The organism is Streptomyces mangrovi, from assembly GCF_900114215.1.
GTDB classification, from domain to species: Bacteria; Actinomycetota; Actinomycetes; order Streptomycetales; family Streptomycetaceae; genus Streptomyces; species Streptomyces barkulensis.
The window spans coordinates 220,062-237,643 of sequence record NZ_FOSG01000005.1 but is presented as its reverse complement, the minus strand read 5'-3'; the positions used below and the strand labels follow the sequence as shown (position 1 = coordinate 237,643).

Here is a 17,582-nt window from a genome sequence, read left to right as displayed (position 1 = left end):
CGAACACTCTTCCGGGTTGGCCAGGAAGGTTCACTGCCGCGGTGAGGGCGGGCGCGAGACGGGCCCGCGCCCGAAACGGGTGGAATGTTCCGTGTTGTGGGTCCGGGTCAGGAACCGGGCGCGGCGCCGCGCGGTGCGTTCCCCGTCTTCGTCTTCTCCGGGGACGCCGGGGTGAGGAACCAGTCCAGTCGCGGTTCCATGACCCAGCGGAAGGCCTTGACCACCGGCGGCGTGGTCAGCGCCACGGCCACCGCGGCCGCGACGGCGGTGATGAGGAGGATGCCCGCCGGGCTGTTCGCGAAGTCGCCCTCGTACCAGTCCCAGTAGTGCGCCCCCTTGGCCAGGAAGCCGTGCAGCAGGTACGCGTACAGCGTTCCGGTGCCGAGCGCCGTGAACCAGGTGCGGCGCGAGGGCGTCAGGCTCAGGAAGGCGGCGCTCAGCAACAGGGAGCAGCCGAGCATCCCCAGCGCCATCAGTACGCCGACCCAGCCGGGAACGCCGAGCTCCTGGGCCGCGTAGCGGTGGTAGAACCAGTCCGGGTTCATCCGGGGCACGGCCCAGTAGGCCGCCAGGGCCCCCAGGGCGAGGACGGCGGGTGCGAGCGACCGCAGTCGCCGGTCCCGCAGCGTCTCGAAGTGGCGCTGCTCCAGGCGCAGGCCCAACACGAAGAACGGCAGGTACTGAAGCACCCGCTGGAGGGAGAGATCGCCGCCGATGTCCGGTGAGGCCGTGGCGGCCGCGGAGACGATCACCGAGACCGTGAACGGGTGCCGCATCTGACGCCACAGGGGAGTGGTCAGCCGCCAGATGAACAGCGCCATCAGGAACCATGTGAGGTACCAGGGGTAGAGCAGTGTGATCTTCAGTTCCTCGCCGGTGTTCCAGGCGCGGAACAGGTTGAGCGCGGTCTCGAAGACGATGTACGGCACGACCACCCCGCTGAACAGCCGCTGGATCTGGCGCGGCCGGAACGCGAAGCCCCTGGAGAAGTAGCCCGAGATGATGGTGAAGGCGGGCATGTGGAACGCGTACAGCAGCAGGTAGCCCGCCGCCATGACCCGGCTCTCGTCGCGCAGGGCCTCCCACGAGTGCCCGACGACGACCAGCACGATGGCCAGGAACTTCGCGTTGTCGAAGAAGGCGTCGCGTTCCTGGGGGCGGACCCCTTCGACCCGGGGTGTGGCGTCCGGGGTGACGGGGGCGGCTGGCGAAACCTGACTCACGCGAATCCTTCCTCCCAAGTGGCGGGCACAACCAGGGGGTGGTCGGTATGACGATAATGCCGGTCAGTCTGTGACGGCTCGCCGCGAAGCGCAAATGCCCCCAGGTTCTTCACCTGCCCGTCGCGGATCGCCTTGATCTTCGACGCGTACCTGTCATGATCTCCGGGTCGCCGAGACCGTGCGGGCCTGGAACGGCTGACCTCACGGAAGGTGAATCGACCCCAAAGCGGGCAGAAGGGAAAAGCGTGCGCATAACGCCGCGAAGAAAAGTGCGAAGACGCCTCGTACGGAGCTTTTTGGCTTCGGCCGTCAGTGCGGCTCTGTTTTTTGTCGGCGCCCCGCCGGCGATGGCCGCGAGCAATGAGTCGATCTTCAATGACCCCTTCAGCGCGGTCCGCGCGGAGCAGACGGTCATCCGCGACCACATCGTCGATCTGACGGAGGCGGCGGACCCCGGCTCGACCATCCGCGTCTCCTTCTACCACCTCTGGAGCCACACGGTGGCGCGGGCCCTGGCGGCGGCGCACACCGACCCTGCCAGGGGGGTGAACGTCCAGGTGGTCCTGGACGAGTCGAGCCGCAGCAGTTCCTACGCCGACAGCTCCTACACCATCCTCGCCGACGCGCTCGGCACCGACACCGGCCAGAGCTCCTTCGTCACGCTGTGCCCCGCGGGCAGATCCTGCCTCGGAGATCAGACGCACAGCGGCATCAACCACAACAAGTTCGCGCTCTTCTCCAGCGTGGCGGACGGCAGCCGGCGCGAGGTGGTCGTGCAGACCTCCTCGAACCTGACGCCTTCCAGTTACGACAAGCTCTGGAACAGTGCCACCACGGTCTCCGGCAACCACACCCTGTACAACGCGTACGTGAGCTACTTCGGCAGGCTCAGGGCGAAGGACGCCGCGAACTGGAGCTACAGCAGCACGTCCGCGGGAGTGGAGAAGGTCTACTTCTTCCCGCGCTCCAGCGGGGACACCATCCTGGGCGTGCTCGACAACGTCGAGTGTTCCTGGACCGACGGCTCCGGAACACACAAGACCGGGATCCGTCTGGCGATGTTCACCCTCACGCGTGTCGGAGTGGCGAACAGACTGGTGGAACTGCGCCGGGCGGGCTGCACCGTCGACATCGTGTACAGCAACACGAGTGCCGACTCCTGGAACGCCCTGCACGCCAGCGGAGGCCCCGTGCTCCGCTGCTACGACCACGACGACGACGGCGACAGCGGAACGCCGAGCAGGGTCGTCCACTCCAAGTACATGCTCATAGACGGCTGGTACGCGGGGAAGCGCGACAAGGTGGTGTGGACCGGCAGCGCGAACTACACCTACAGCGGGCTGCGCTACAACGACGAGACGATCATGAAGATCAACAGCGATACGGTCTACGCGGCCTATCTGGCCAACTTCACCGATGTCCGCGGTGCCGCCGTGCCCGGCACGGCCGACGACACGGCGGCCTGCAAGAGCTGACCGGATCCGTTTCCTCGTACTCCGTGGTGTGTCCGTGGACTTCGCGGACACACCACGGCCTTTCGGGGCGATGCCGTCCCGACTCCATTGCACGTTCCAACGATCTGCCCCCCGCCAGCCGTTATGCCGCTTTTGATGATCTCGGCAGGGTGGGCATGGCGTGTGTAGGGTGCCGGAGTCCTGTGATGAGCGTGTGATCGATGTGTGGCCTCCTCTGTGTGTCCGCATGTCATGTGCATGCCAAAATGACCAGTGGTGCGCCTTCGCCGGCCGCCGTGACTTCAGAGGTGGGGCTGTGTTGGCGAGGTCGCGTTCTCTCGCGATGTCCTTGTCGGGAGCGATGCTGGCCGGGCTGGTGTCCGTGGTGACGTTCGCGGTCCCCGTGGCGGCGCTGGAGGGGGGCGAGGACCTGCCCAGCGTGCCCGTACAGGCGGACGGCAGGCCGCCGGCCCAGCGGGCGGAGCCGACCACGGAGAAGGTCCCGGCGCCGGTGTGGCCCAAGGCGACGGAGGCGGTGGTGGACCTCGCCGAGACCAAGGCCGGTGAACCACTTGCCGTGTCACCCTCGGGCAAGGCCGTCGACCCATCGGCCAGGAGCGACGACGCGAAGGCCGCCGTGGTCTCCCTGGCACCGGTGAGGTCCGTGGTCCCCGGACAGCAGTCGGTACCCCCGAAGGTGGAGGTCCGAGTACTCGACCGCAAGGCGGTCGCCCCCGCCGGCGGCCTGGGGCTCGGGGTCAGGCTGACCCGGGCCGACAAGAGCGACGACCCCAAGGCGATCGAGGTGTCGATCGACTACTCGTCGTTCCGCCACGCCTACGGCGGCGACTTCGCGGGCCGTCTGCGGTTGCTGAGGATGCCCGCCTGCGCCCTGACGACGCCCCGGGCGAAGAAGTGCGCGGAGCGCGAGTACATACCCGCCGCCAACGACGTGGAGGACGGGACCCTGACCGCGACGGTGCAGGCGGATCCGGACACCTCCGGCCCCTCCACCCAGACGCTGTCCGCGGCAAGCGCCTCTTCCGGCAGCGTGTACACGCTGACCACGGGCTCGTCGTCGGACGAGGGCGACTACCGCGCGACACCGCTCAACCAGGCGAGCTCATGGGACGTCTCGACGGCTTCGGGCGCGTTCACCTACTCGGTGCCGATCCAGCTGCCCCGGCCGCCGATGGGCGAGGCCCCCGAACTGGCGCTGCGGTACAACTCGCAGAACGTGGACGGCCGCACCTCCGCCTCCAACAACCAGTCGTCCTGGACGGGCATGGGCTGGGACCTGAACGTCGGTTTCATCGAGCGCCGCTACAAGAACTGCACACAGGACGGGCACCCGACCTTCGGCGATCTGTGCTGGGACTCGCCCAACTCGGTCGAGGAGCCCTCCGGGGCGGTGTACGTCATCAACCTCGACGGCGTGTCCTCGAACCTGGTCCAGGACAACACCGGCACGGGCTCGTACCACGTCCAGGACGACCCGGGTTGGCGGGTGCAGCGGCTGACACACGACGCGGACGACTGGACCAAGGACTACTGGGTCATCTCCCACCAGGACGGCTCGCGCTACTACTTCGGATGGGGCAAGTCCCAGCGGACCGGCGCGGCGACGAACTCGGCGCTGAAGGTGCCGGTGATCGGTGACGACGCGGGCGAGCCCTGCCACGGCCAGTTCCCCGAGCCGTGCCTGCAGACCTGGCGCTGGGGCCTGGACCGCATGGTGGACGCCAATGAGGTGGAGACGGCCTACCTCTACGACCGGGAGACCAACCACTACCGCTCGGTCGCGGCCGCGGACAAGCCCCGCGCCTACCACAACGCCGGCTACCTGAAGAAGATCGAGTACGGCTGGTCGTCCCAGATCCCCGGCGCGCAGCTGCCCGCGTGGGTCGAACTCTCGCACGTGAACCGGTGTGTGGAGCGCACCACCGAGGACAACCCGCTGGACAACGCGGTCCCGGCCTGCCCGACCATCGACTCCAGCCCGGAGTCGTACCCGGACGTCCCGCTCGACCTGCTCTGCGACGGCACCACGGCCGACTACGAGTGCGCGGGCAAGACGTACTACCCGACGTTCTTCATGCGCGACATGCTGTGGGACATCAAGACTTACGTCCAGGACAACAACGCCGCCTCGAACGACCTGGTCATGCAGTACCAGTTGAAGTACGGCATGCCCAATCCGCCCGGAACCATCGGCAAGACGCTCTGGCTGGACTACATCCAGCGCAAGGCCTACGGGAACGACCCGAACATCACGTTGCCGGTCATCAACTTCAACGGCATCGACATCGACAACCAGGTCGGCTCCGGGGAACTCAACTTCCGCAGGGTCAACCAGGTCCACGGCGACCTGGGCGCCGTGGTGAACGTGACGTACGGTCACGCGAGCGCGGCCCGGCAGTGCGACGCGGCCGACCTCCCGTCCCAGTCGTCGAACACCCAGGAATGCTTCTGGCAGAAGTGGGTTCCCGAGGGAAGCGAGACGGAGAAGACCGGCTGGTTCAAGAAGTTCGTCGTCAAAAAGGTCGTCGTCGATCCCGGCGTCGGGCAGGGCACCGACGCGGACGGGGCGCCGAACCAGACCACCACCTACGACTACTTCGGCGGCGCCGGCTGGCGTTTCAGCAACGACCCGCTGACCGAGGACGAGGACGAGACCTGGTCGGACTGGCGCGGCTACCGGGAGGTGCGCATCACCTCCGGGGCCAACGAGAACCGGCACTCCTCCTACCACTGGATGTACCGGGGACTCGACGGCGACCGCACCTCCAAGACCGACTCCTCGGCCAGGCGGAGCGTGAAGATCACCGACTCCTGGGGCAAGGAGTGGACCGACCACGCCTGGCTGGCGGGCAGGGAACTCCAGCTCAGCAAGCGGGACCAGGACGACGAGTCGCACGAGCGGGTGCTGCATGAGTACTGGACCCATAACACCGCCCAGTACGTCGGTCTGCCGGACGCGCGCTTCGTGAGGGAGCAGAAGACCACGACGCGCAAGCGGATCTCGACCTCGTCCGACAACGACTCCACATGGCGGGAGAGCGTGGTCGTCAACGACTACGACGCGGCGGAGACCCCGAGCTGGAAGTACGGCCTGCCCCTGCGGCTGGACGAGTGGGGCGAGACCGGCGTCGCGGACAACCGCTGCACCACCTACGGCCGCGCCTACAACACCGACACCCTGGACAGCACGGGCACGCAGCGCTGGACGGTCCTCGTCGACGAGGTGCGCACATACTCGGTGACGTGCTCCTCCAGGGACACGGCGACCAACATGAACGGCTTCACCGTCACCCTGTACGACGGCGCCACCAGCGAGGACGCCAACAAGCCCGTCGACGGCAACCCGACCGAGGTGCACACCTACACGGCCGCGGACAAGCACCGTGTGGAGAAGAAGCAGTTCGACGACGCCGGACGTGTGGTCAAGGCGTGGGACGCCAACGGCAACCCGACCACCACCGCGTACTCCCCGCGACATCGTGGCCGCTGAACGGTGTGACGGTGACCGGACCGGACCCGGATGGCGCCGGCCCGAAGACGGCGATGTCCTCCACCACCTGGACGTCCCGATTCTGGGGCAGTCCGTGGAAGACCGTGGACGCCAATGGAAACACCACACGCATCGACCTGGACGCGGCCGGGCGGACGCTGAAGGTCTGGAAGCCGACCGAGGAGCCCGACTACCCGGACGGGAACGCGTCGCTGGTCTTCGGCTACGAGATCCCGACGCGGACCAACGGCTCGAACGTGCCCGACGTGGTGGCCGGGCCGACGAAGATCACCTCCAAGACTCTGCAGTCGGGTTCCACCTACCTGGCCTCGTACGTCTACAGCGACGGTCTCGGACAGGTGCGTGAGGCTCAGAGCCCGGCCCCCGGCGGGACGGGACGGAACGTGGTCTCGACCCGCTACGACTCCTCCGGAAATGTGACGGGCACCTCGTCGGCGTTCTACAACTCAGGCGAAGCAGGCTCGGGAATGGTCCTGCCCGCGGTGGTCGACCTTCCGTCCTACAAGGATGTGGTCGTCGACTGGGCCGGCCGCACCACACTCGCCAAGATCCAGGTGAACGGTGTCAACCAGACCGCCCAGCGTACCGAGACGGCCTACTACGGCGACATGACCCGGGTGATTCCGCCGGCCGGTGACTGGACGGACACCTACACCGATGTTTACGGACGCACCGTGAAGGTGGTGGAGCACAACGGTGCCACCTCCCACACGACGAGGTACACCTACACCCGCAAGGACGAACTCAGGAAGATCACGGACGCGCTCGGAAACGTCACCACCTACGGGTACGACTGGGCCGGACAGCGGGTGAACACCGACGACCCGGATGGGGGCGCCTCGCAGGCGGTCTACGACGACAACGGCAACGTCACCAGCACCACCGACGGCAACGGCGTGACCGTGACCACCACCTACGACGTGCTGAACCGGCCCGTCGAGGTGAAGCAGGGCACCACGGTGCTGGCGACGTACACCTACGACACGGCGCCGGGAGGCAAGGGCCTGCCGGCCGCGTCCGCGTCGTACGCGGGCGGAGCGGCGTACACCACCGCCGTCGCCGGGTACGACGGGCGGGGCAGGCCGACCGCCAAGACGCTCACCGTGCCCTCCGAGGCCGGTGTGCTGGCCGGGGCCTACACCACCGGGCTGCACTATGACGCGGCCGACCACGTCACCGCGATCGACTACCCGGCCGTGGGCGGGCTCCCCGCCGAGACGGTCCGGACCGACTACACCGCACAGGGACAGATCTCCGCTCTGAGCAGCGGGCTGGTCACATACGTCGCCCGAACCGCCTACGACAACCTGGCCCGGCTGACGGAGCGGACCTACGGCACGACGGACACGACCGTCGGGACCGCGTCACGGGCCTACACCTACGACGACGCCAACGGAACCGGTGCGCTGCTGACGGTCAGGACCAACACCAGCGCCGGCAACGGGCTGGCACAGGACGACATCTACACCCGTAACGACTCGGGGGTGACCACCTCCGTCACCGACGCGATCACCCAGCAGCGGGAGTGCTTCCGCTACGACAAGCTCAACCGCCTCACCGCGGCCTGGACCACCGGTTCCGGCACGGAGTGCGCGACCGGCACCACCCCGAACACCGACTTCGGCGCAGGGCCTGATCCGTACCGGACGGAGTACACCTACGACGTGATCGGCAACATCGCGTCGGTGACCGATACCACCGGGGCGGGGTCCTCGACCAGGCAGTACGCCTATGCCGCCTCCGGGCCCGACTCGGTCCGCCCGCACGCGGTCACCCAGGCCGGGGATGACACCTTCGTCTACAACGGAGCCGGGCAGATGACCTCCCGGACCGTCGAGGGCGTCACATCCGAACTGGACTGGAACGGCCAGAACCGCGTGTCGCGGATCACGCAGAAGAAGGCCGGCGGCGACGAGGTGTCCACCTATGTCTACGACGTGGCGGGCAACGTCCTGATGCGGAGCAGCGCGAACGAGAAGGTGCTCTACCTCGACGACCACGAGTTGCGCGCGTCGGCTGCGACCACCGCCGCTCAGGCCACCCGCTACTACAGCGCGGGCGACACGGTCGTCGCGATGCGCACTCCCAGCGACACGGAGGAGGATGGCGTACTCGTCTGGTTGATGAGCGACGGCCAGGCGTCCACCCAGCTGATGATCCTGGCCGCCACCGGAGTGGTCACCCGGCGCCGCTACACCCCCTTCGGCGACCAGCGGGGCGAGGCGTCCCTCCCGGCCGAAACCGACCGCGGCTTCCTCGGCAAGCCGGAGGACGACGCCACGGGACTGTCCATCCTCGGTGCCCGTATGTACGATGCCGCCCTCGGCCGCTTCCTCAGCCCCGACGAGCTGGTCACCCCCTACGACCCCCAGAACCTCAGCTCCTACAGCTACTCGGTCAACAACCCCGTGGCCTTTTCCGATCCCAGTGGCCTGGACTACGGCTGCGGTGGCGGTTCCTGTGAATACAAGGAAGACGGCACCAGCCGCAGCCCCGGCGATCACAGCGTGCTGGATGCTCCCAGGCGCACGGTGACGTACGAGGATCGGGGGCAGGTGTGCCGCTGCGGAAAGCGTGGACCACTGGAGGTGGGAGTGGTGGGTGGCTATCAACCGCCCCGTCCGCCGATCACGGTCGTGACCATACCCTCCGGGCCGGCTTCGGCACAGAAGCTGGCGCCGCCCAAGATTGATGTCCCGGAAGGAAGCACCGGCTCCCAGTCCATTCTTGGGAAGGTGTTCGATGTGATTGGCATCGATACTGATGTGAACACTCATGGCGGCTGCATCAGTGGATCTGGCGGGGTGTATGCCATGGGAACTCTCGAGCTCTGCTTTCTCGCGACTAAGGCGCCGGACGGATCCTGGGATTTCGGTATGAGTGGATCGGCCGGAATCTCCGCGGTCGGGTCAGGGATGTCGGGTGATGTGTCATACCTGCAGAGCAACGCCGACGATATGGGGCAGCTCGCGGGTTGGGGCTGGGACAAAGAAGTCTCTGCGCATTACTATGGAGGCCTGGTTGCCAATCATGAAAACGCCTTCAACCTGGACGGAAGTTTGGTCCGCAACGCTGCACAGGAACCAGTCTGGGCGACTACTACCGGCGGAGGAGTGGGAATTGAGGCTGGAGCGGAAATTGGAGTGAACCACACCTGGACCTGGACTTGGTAGAAGCGAGATGCTGCACCCGATAATCTGGGGTGGAATTCAATATTGATTTCTCGAGTGTCGAGGGCGGGGTGTTTATTCTTCCGTCCCTTGTCCTCGACGCCCGAGGAGAGAACCTGGAGGACCTTCCGTGATGCTCGTTTTCGGTCTTATCTTTTTCCTCATGGGGCTCTCTATCAGGAGAAACTATTTTGGGGCCGCGGATCTGATGTCGGGTGCATATGTCGCCCCCGGGCGAGTGGATCACCGTAATTCCATGCCTTATAGGATGGTCAGGTTTTTCGGAGCTCTGTGCATGGGTGTTGGGTTCGCGGTTGCCGCCGCATTCTTTATGCTCTTGGTGATGTGATGCTTGTCTGCTTCCTGATTGCTATGGGAATGTTTCTCCCTTTGGGTGTTTTTGTGCTGTGGAGCCCGAATGGCAGAGCGGATCGATTCAGGAAGGCGATTCTGAGTACCGGACTCGGTCCGGGGCTGGTCAGGGCCGTTGCCGTTGGCTGGATCATCTTCGGGGCGTTGGCCATCGCACTGCTCGCCCGTGAGGCCGGTCAGACTTTCTCGGCCATGGTCATTCCCGGTTTCCTCTGAGGAGGGAGTGGTTTGACTGATGGCTCCGATGCGACTGGGCCGAGAGCGGCGTACCGCAGTGCCCGCCGGTGGTGATGTCGGAGGTGGAGCCGGGGCCGACGTCGGGGATCCACGAGGGGGAACCGTCGGGTGCGACCGGGGAGCGGGTGTTTCCGGCGAAGCGGGTGAACACGGCTGAGGTGGCGGAATCGGCGCAGCACGAGCATGGCCCCGCGGAACGGGCGGGCGGGGCGGGGTGGGGCTCGCGTAGATTGCACAGCGACCGGACGAGAGATCACACCCAGGGGACGGCGCAGGTGGCAGCGGCAGAGCAGGGCCTTCGGCGGGATGTGCGAGACGCCCGCAGGATCGTGGTGAAGATCGGGTCGTCCTCGCTGACCACGGCCGCCGGCGGGCTGGACGCCGACCGGGTGGACGCGCTGGTGGACGTGGTGGCCAGACACCTCGGCGCCCCGGAGGACGAGGACAGCAAGGAGATCGTGCTGGTCTCCTCCGGCGCCATCGCCGCCGGACTGGCGCCGCTGGGACTGGACAAGCGGCCCCGCGACCTCGCCCGCCAGCAGGCCGCCGCCAGCGTCGGCCAGGGCCTGCTGGTGGCCCGCTACACCGCCTCCTTCGCCCGCTACGGCCGGCGCGTCGGCCAGGTGCTGCTGACCTCGGACGACACCAGCCGCCGCGCGCACTACCGCAACGCCTACCGCACCCTCGACCAGCTCCTGGCCATGGGCACGGTGCCGATCGTCAACGAGAACGACACCGTCGCCACCGACGAGATCCGCTTCGGCGACAACGACCGGCTGGCCGCGCTGGTCGCCCACCTCGTCCGCGCCGAGCTGCTGGTCCTGCTCTCCGACGTCGACGGCCTCTACGACGGCAACCCGGCCACCCCCGGCACCTCCCTCATCGAGGAGGTGCGCGGCCCGCACGACCTGGACGGGGTGGAGATCGGCAGCGCAGGGAAGGCCGGGGTCGGCACCGGGGGCATGGTCACCAAGGTCGAGGCGGCCCGGATCGCCGCCGGGGCCGGCGTCCCCGTGGTGCTCACCTCCGCCACCCGCGCCGCCGACGCCCTCGCCGGGCGGCCCGTGGGCACCTACTTCCACCGCACCGGCCGCCGCTCCGCCGGCCGGCTGCTGTGGCTGGCCCACGCCTCCGCCCCGCGCGGCGCGCTGGTGCTGGACGACGGCGCGGTACGGGCCGTGGTGGAGCGGCGTACCTCGCTGCTGCCCGCCGGGCTGGCCGGGGTCGAGGGCGAGTTCTCCGCGGGCGACCCGGTCGAGCTGCGGGACGCCGCAGGGCGGGCCGTCGCCCGCGGGCTGGTCAACTTCGACGCGCGCGAGATCCCCCGGCTGATCGGCCGCTCCACCCGCGACCTGGCCCGCGAGCTCGGACCCGCGTACGAGAGGGAGGTCGTCCACCGCGACGATCTGGTCCTGCTGCGCCACTGACGGCACCTTCGACGGCATCTTGAAGGAGCCCTCGGGTCAGCCTTTCAACGGACAGCTTCCCGAAAACCGCCACACGGCGGCTCGAGTACTGGTCCACTTCTGTGGGAGGCCGCGCCGGGACAACGTTCCGGGACTCGGCCGCACCAGCACAGTCGCACAAGCGCAGTCATATGAGTTCGGCACCACACGGGAGGCCGCCGGTGAGACGACTGACCAGCGTCGACTTGGGGTATCCCCAGCGAGGCGACGGGGCGGGGAGCCCTCTGCGGGGCCCGGCGGAGCCGGGTTCCCGCCGCGGCGGGGAGGAGGGCCGCTCCGACGGCGCCTCGCGACTGTGGCACGTCACCCTCAGCGTCTCCGGGGCCGAGGCGCCGTTGCGGGACGTCAGACGGGCGCTGGAACGGCTCGCCCACGACCACCCCTTCCTGCTGGCCGGCCGGTACGCCAACGACCACGCCGAGATCCGCTACTGGGAGGAGGCCCGCGACCTCCACGACGCCGCGGCCGTGGCGCTGCGGCTGTGGGGCGAGCACCGGGCGTCGGCGAAGCTGCCGCCGTGGGAGATCGTCGGGCTGGAGGTCATCGGCCGGGAGACGTACCACCAGCGGGTGGCGGAGGGCTACGGCCCGCACCCCGCCGTACCGGCGGGCGTCCACCCGTTCTGACCCCGTCCCGTCCGGCGGTGGGACGGACGCACCACCCGTCTCGCACTGCGGACCTGGGGATGGACGCCGCCCGCCCTGGCTACGCTGGGAGCATGAGCAGCGCATCGCAGACCTCGCCCGTGACCGACACCGCCCGCCGCGCCAAGGAGGCGGCCGCCGCGCTCGCCCCGCTGCCGCGCACCGCGCGTGACGGCGCGCTGCTCGCGATCGCCGACGCCCTGGTGGCCCGTACCGGCGAGATCGTCGAGGCCAACGCCGCCGATGTGGACAAGGCCCGCGCCGCCGGAACGGCCGACTCCATCGTCGACCGGCTCACCCTCACCCCCGAGCGGATCGCCGCCATCGCCTCCGATGTGCGCGACGTGGTGGCCCTGCCCGACCCGGTGGGCGAGGTGGTGCGCGGCTCCACGCTCCCCAACGGCCTGGAGCTGCGCCAGGTGCGGGTGCCGCTCGGCGTGGTCGGCATCGTCTACGAGGCCCGGCCCAACGTCACCGTGGACGCGGCCGTGCTCTGTCTGAAGGCCGGCAACGCGGTGCTGCTGCGCGGCTCGTCCTCCGCGTACTCCTCCAACACCGCCCTGGTCGCCGTGCTGCGCGACGCCGTGGCCTCCGCCGGACTCCCGGCCGACGCCGTCCAGCTCGTGCCCGGCGAGAGCCGCGACAGCGTCAAGGAGCTGATGCGCGCCCGCGGCCTGGTGGACGTGCTGATCCCGCGCGGCGGCGCCTCCCTGATCAGGAGGGTCGTGGAGGAGTCCACCGTCCCGGTCATCGAGACCGGCACCGGCAACTGCCACGTCTACGTCGACGAGCACGCCGACCTCGACACGGCCGTGGAGATCCTGGTCAACTCCAAGGCGCAGCGCCCCAGCGTCTGCAACGCCGCCGAGACCGTGCTGGTGCACTCCGGCATCGCCGACGCCTTCCTGCCGTGCGCCCTGGCCGCGCTGGAGAAGGCCGGGGTGACCGTCCACGGCGACGGGACCTGGGCGAAGGCGGGCGAGGCGGGCGGCGTGGACGTGGTGCCCGCCACGGACGAGGACTGGGCCACCGAGTACCTCTCCTACGACATCGCCGCCGCCGTGGTCCCCTCCCTGGACGCCGCGGTGGAGCACATCCGCCGCTGGAGCTCCGGCCACACCGAGGCGATCGTCACCTCCGACACCTCCGCCGCCCGCCGCTTCGTGTCGCTGGTGGACTCCACCGCGGTCATGGTCAACGCCTCCACCCGCTTCACCGACGGCGGCCAGTTCGGCTTCGGCGCCGAGATCGGCATCTCCACGCAGAAGCTGCACGCCCGCGGCCCCATGGGCCTGCCGGAGCTGACCTCGACGAAGTACGTGGTCACGGGCGAGGGGCACGTGCGCGACTGATCCCGCCGCTCCCCGGCACGTTTCCGCGGGAAGCACGGGAAGCACGGGGAGCGCGAAGCAGACGAATCACCGTTCTCCCTGCCCAAAGTCCTCCGGCCGGTCTACGCTGGTTCCGTGCCGGAGGATGTGGGGGGCCAGCCGCACCAGAGCGGCGAGGAGCCCGACGACCGCGACCGCGCGGCGGCGGACGACGCGTTCGCCTCCGTGGTGTTCGACGAGTCCTTCGTCCGTGCCGCCCTGATCCACGAGCCCACCGCCGCCGAGCGCACGATGGCCGCCGCCCAGTCCCCCTCCGAGACCGAGGCGGCCCTCGCGCACGACGACCAGTACGGCTACGGACCGTGGCGGGACGATCCCGAGGGCGCCGAACACGACCGTGACGCGGGGGCGGAGGACGCCGGCGGCCGCGACGGAGGGGCGGACGACGGCGGCGACCACGGCCGGTACCGCTACGGCCGGCTGGAGTTCGCCGACCGCCTCGACCATCTGGAGTACGTGGAGGACACCGAGTATCCGGAGGACGCCGGGTACGCCGCGTACACCGAGGAGGCCGAGGGCCGGGACGGTCCCCACGGGAGCCCCCCGCGCCCCTACCGAGGCCACGTCCGCTGGCAGCGGCCGGTCGCCTGGGTGCTCGCCGTGGTGATGGGCGTCGGCATCGTCGCGATGGCCTTCGCCGCCGTCCACCGGGGCGCCTCCGGTCAGCGGCAGCAGACCCCGCCGGAGCCCCCGCCGGCGACCAGTGGGGTCGACGCCCCGCCGCCGGCCGGCCGGTCCGGCGCGCTGCCCTCCCTGTCCGGCCACTACAGCACGTCCTCGCTCGACGGCCGGACGTAGCGCCCGCCGGTCCGGCCGGGCGCCGGGCGCCGGGTAGGCCGCCCGGCGGACTCTGTCCGACTTTTCCCGCCATCAGGGGTATCAGGTCGGTTTGACGGCCTTCGCCGGATCTACCCTGGAAACATGGCCGGGCCTGGAGATCCACCGCCCCGGGGCTTCTCCGGAGGCGGCGACGACGAGTACCGCTCCACCGTCTTCGACGAGTCGTTCGTCCGTGCTGCCCGCCTCCAGGAGTTCTCCGCGCGGGAGCGGCTGGCCGACTGCGAGCACCCCGTCCGCCCCCTCCCGCCCCGGCCGCTGCGCGGGAAGCCGTGGCGGGGCCTGGTCCTGGCGGTGCTGATCGTGTTCGCCTTCGGCGCCGTGGTCTACGCGGGGGTCCGTGTCCAGCAACAGCAGCCCGTGGACCGGCCGGGGCCGCGGGTGATGAGCAGCACGGTCGTCCCGCTCTCGCCGGACGGGGAGAGCAGGGTGCCCGGCGGGCGGCCGGCACGACTGATCGAACGCAGCCCGGCGGCGGAGTTCTACACCGGGGCCGCCGGAGTGACGCTGCCCCCGGTCCGCTCCACCGCCCACTTCGCCGACACCCAGGTGCTCGCCGCGCTGGCCGTCGCCAAGGAGTACGTGGTCGAGAGCTCCCTCAACCCCGAGGTGCTGAGCGGTGCGACCACGCGGCCGGTGCGGATACTGATCGACCCGGACCAGCACGCGCAGTTCGACCGCAGCATCGAGCGGCCCGCGGCCGACGGTCACCACGCGGCGACCGGCTGGCTGGTGCGCTTCGCCCCCGGACACACGGAGTTTGCCGGCGAGGGGGTGCGCGTGCGCGGCACGATGGAGATCCGCGAGACGGAGGCCGACGCGCTGGAGATCGTCACCGACCATGTCTTCGTCTACGCCGTCCGCCCCGCCGGGGCGGACGGTGCCCGTCCGGACGGGGAGGCCGCCTCGCTGTTCACGGTCCGGCGCGAACTGCGGCTGCGTTTCGACCGCGAGGACCTGCGCGACCAGCATCTGACGGTGGAACGCAGCGAGGTGCGGGCCGGGCCGATGTCCTGCGCGGCCCGGGCCCACGACGCCCTGCGCCCGCTGACGGCCGGACAGAGTGCCGGCGGCGACCACCCGGCCGGCACCGACCCGTACGTGCGCGGCGGCGGCGACGGCCCGGTGTGCGGGACGCTGGACCCTAGCTCCCTGCCGCGCCCGTAGCGCCCTCGTCGCCCTTGCGGTTCGCGCTGCCGCCCGTGCCGCCCGTGCCGCCTGTTCCGCCCGCGCCGCGCCCGGCGAAGCGGTCGCGCAGCTTCCCGCCCAGGTCCCCGGCGCCGTCGCCCAGGTCCCGCAGCAGGCCCATGAGCGGGTCCTTGCTGGTGCGCACGGTGTCGGAGTAGTGGCTCGCGGACTGCCGGAACGACTCGTAGACCGAGGTGTCCTTGTCGTCCTCGCGCCGGTCGTAGTGGCCTTCCATGATCCGCTGGTGGTCGCGGCTCGCGGCCCACTCGCGCAGCTCCGCGGCGCGCACGGTGGTGAAGGGGTGGCTGCGCGGCAGCACGTTGAGGATCTTCAGCACCGAGTCGCGCAGATCGCCGGAGGACTCGTACTCGTCGGCCTGCTTCAGGAAGGCGTCGACGTTCATCTCGTGCAGATGGTTGCCGCCGGCGATCTTCATCAGACCGCGCATCGACGCCTGGAGGTCCTGGCCGACCAGCAGTCCGGCCCGGTCCGCCGACAGCTCCGACTTGCGGAACCACTCGCGCAGCGCCGTCACGAGCGCCATGATCGCCACATTGCCCAGCGGGATCCACGCCACCTTGACGGCCAGGCCGGTCAGGAACAGCAGGATCGTCCGGTACACCGCGTGCCCGGACAGGGCGTGGCCGACCTCGTGGCCGATCACCGCCCGCATCTCCTCCTCGTCCAGCAGCTCGACCAGCCCGGTGGTCACCACGATGACCGGCTCGTCCAGGCCGATGCACATGGCGTTGGGCTTCGGGTCCTGCGTGACGTACATCGCCGGGACCTTCTCCAGGTCCAGGATGTAGCAGGCGTCGCGCAGCATGGCGTACAGGTGGGCGAACTGCGCGTCGTCCACCCGGACCGAGTCCGACAGGAACAGCAGACGCAGGCTGCGCTCGGGCAGCAGCCCGCTCAGCGTCTTGAAGACCGTGTCGAACCCGCTCAGCTTGCGCAGGGCCACCAGCGCGGAGCGGTCCGCGGGGTGTTCGTACGCCCGCGAGGAGATCCCCGGGAAACGCCGTCTGTCGCGGCCGGGAAGGTGCTCGGTGGTGCCGTTGCCGTCTGTCATGGTCCGCCCCCTGCGGGTCTGGTGTGGGCCCGTCCCCCGTGTCGGACCCCACCCTAGGTGGTGGGTGCCCCACGCCACAGCACCCCGCCCCGCTTACGATGTGGCTCAAGTTTCCGCCCCTACCCGATAGGTCTGCCGACGATGACCCTCCCCGACACCGTGCACACCCTGACCCTCCTGGCCTCCGGTGCCGAGAACGGCGAGCACGGCGGCGCGTCCGCCAACCCGTTCGCCACCGGTCTGGGCGCTCTGGCGGTGCTGCTCCTGCTGCTGTGGATCACCACCCGCTTCAACCGGGACCGCTGAGGCACCGGGACCGGGCGGCGGCGCGATCGGCGCCGGACGGCTAAGGTCGGCACGCATGGGAGAGCACATAGTGTCCGGCGCCGGCAAACGGCGGCTGGGCGTGATGGGCGGTACGTTCGACCCCATCCACCACGGGCACCTGGTCGCGGCGAGCGAGGTGGCGGCCAGGTTCCGCCTGGACGAGGTGGTCTTCGTGCCGACCGGGCAGCCGTGGCAGAAGAGCCACAGGGCTGTGTCGCCGGCCGAGGACCGCTACCTGATGACGGTCATCGCCACGGCCTCCAACCCGCAGTTCTCGGTCAGCCGCATCGACATCGACCGCGGCGGACGGACGTACACCATCGACACCCTGCGGGACCTCAGGGCGCTGCACGCCGACGCCGACCTGTTCTTCATCACCGGCGCCGACGCGCTGGCCCAGATCCTGACCTGGCGCGACGTCGACGAACTGTTCTCACTCGCCCACTTCATCGGGGTCACCCGCCCGGGGCACGCCCTCGCCGACCCGGGCCTGCCGGCCGGCGGGGTGTCCCTGATCGAGGTCCCGGCGCTGGCCATCTCCTCGACGGACTGCCGCGCACGTGTGGCGCAGGGGGACCCCGTCTGGTATCTGGTGCCGGACGGTGTGGTGCGCTACATCAACAAACGCAGGCTGTACCGGGACGGCCGGGCGCCGAAGGGCTAGAGGGG

General features: G+C 69.5%; 13 protein-coding genes. 11 read left to right on the top strand and 2 right to left on the bottom strand.

From position 1 onward, the window contains the following. Window positions 1–107: 107 nt before the first annotated feature. The gene (locus BM237_RS09485) at window positions 108–1,229 is read right to left on the bottom strand and encodes an acyltransferase family protein (RefSeq protein ID WP_093849229.1); all 1,122 of its coding nucleotides are present in this window, start codon (window positions 1,227–1,229) and stop codon (window positions 108–110) included. A 341-nt stretch (window positions 1,230–1,570) separates the two neighbouring features. Between BM237_RS09485 and BM237_RS09480 the strand changes: the two genes are divergently transcribed. The 9 genes from BM237_RS09480 (at window position 1,571) to BM237_RS09435 (ending at window position 15,493) form a co-directional block, all read left to right on the top strand. Next, complete coding sequence (locus tag BM237_RS09480; protein ID WP_175540943.1) at window positions 1,571–2,698, top strand: phospholipase D-like domain-containing protein; 1,128 nt, start codon at window positions 1,571–1,573, stop codon at window positions 2,696–2,698. Window positions 2,699–3,020: 322 nt separating this feature from the next. Continuing rightward, on the top strand, window positions 3,021–6,188 hold the full coding sequence (locus tag BM237_RS09475; RefSeq protein WP_139238082.1) for a SpvB/TcaC N-terminal domain-containing protein: 3,168 nt from the start codon (window positions 3,021–3,023) through the stop codon (window positions 6,186–6,188). Between the two features lie 11 nt (window positions 6,189–6,199). Then, window positions 6,200–9,382 (top strand): RHS repeat domain-containing protein, encoded by a 3,183-nt coding sequence (locus tag BM237_RS09470; RefSeq protein ID WP_139238081.1) that lies wholly within the window; start codon window positions 6,200–6,202, stop codon window positions 9,380–9,382. Window positions 9,383–9,724: 342 nt separating this feature from the next. Next, window positions 9,725–9,967 (top strand): hypothetical protein, encoded by a 243-nt coding sequence (locus tag BM237_RS09460; protein ID WP_139238080.1) that lies wholly within the window; start codon window positions 9,725–9,727, stop codon window positions 9,965–9,967. A 329-nt stretch (window positions 9,968–10,296) separates the two neighbouring features. Beyond that, complete coding sequence (gene proB, locus BM237_RS09455) at window positions 10,297–11,415, top strand: glutamate 5-kinase (protein WP_093849098.1); 1,119 nt, start codon at window positions 10,297–10,299, stop codon at window positions 11,413–11,415. A gap of 200 nt (window positions 11,416–11,615) precedes the next feature. Next, window positions 11,616–12,080: a DUF8830 family protein gene (locus tag BM237_RS09450; RefSeq protein WP_425443670.1), complete on the top strand. Its 465-nt coding sequence runs from the start codon at window positions 11,616–11,618 to the stop codon at window positions 12,078–12,080. A 92-nt stretch (window positions 12,081–12,172) separates the two neighbouring features. After that, window positions 12,173–13,450 carry a glutamate-5-semialdehyde dehydrogenase gene (locus tag BM237_RS09445; protein ID WP_093849097.1) on the top strand — a complete coding sequence of 426 codons (1,278 nt, stop codon included), beginning with the start codon at window positions 12,173–12,175 and terminating at the stop codon, window positions 13,448–13,450. A gap of 114 nt (window positions 13,451–13,564) precedes the next feature. Then, complete coding sequence (locus tag BM237_RS09440) at window positions 13,565–14,287, top strand: SCO2584 family spore wall biosynthesis protein (RefSeq protein WP_093849096.1); 723 nt, start codon at window positions 13,565–13,567, stop codon at window positions 14,285–14,287. A gap of 123 nt (window positions 14,288–14,410) precedes the next feature. Next, window positions 14,411–15,493 carry an SCO2583 family membrane protein gene (locus BM237_RS09435; protein ID WP_093849095.1) on the top strand — a complete coding sequence of 361 codons (1,083 nt, stop codon included), beginning with the start codon at window positions 14,411–14,413 and terminating at the stop codon, window positions 15,491–15,493. Here BM237_RS09435 and BM237_RS09430 read toward each other — a convergent pair. Then, window positions 15,471–16,586: a M48 family metallopeptidase gene (locus BM237_RS09430; protein WP_093849094.1), complete on the bottom strand. Its 1,116-nt coding sequence runs from the start codon at window positions 16,584–16,586 to the stop codon at window positions 15,471–15,473. The genes BM237_RS09435 and BM237_RS09430 overlap by 23 nt on opposite strands. A 141-nt stretch (window positions 16,587–16,727) precedes the next feature. Between BM237_RS09430 and BM237_RS29225 the strand changes: the two genes are divergently transcribed. Beyond that, window positions 16,728–16,892: a hypothetical protein gene (locus BM237_RS29225; protein ID WP_165869561.1), complete on the top strand. Its 165-nt coding sequence runs from the start codon at window positions 16,728–16,730 to the stop codon at window positions 16,890–16,892. Between the two features lie 55 nt (window positions 16,893–16,947). Further along, window positions 16,948–17,577, top strand: coding sequence for a nicotinate-nucleotide adenylyltransferase (gene nadD, locus BM237_RS09425; RefSeq protein ID WP_093849093.1), 630 nt, complete (start codon window positions 16,948–16,950; stop codon window positions 17,575–17,577). Window positions 17,578–17,582 lie beyond the last annotated feature (5 nt).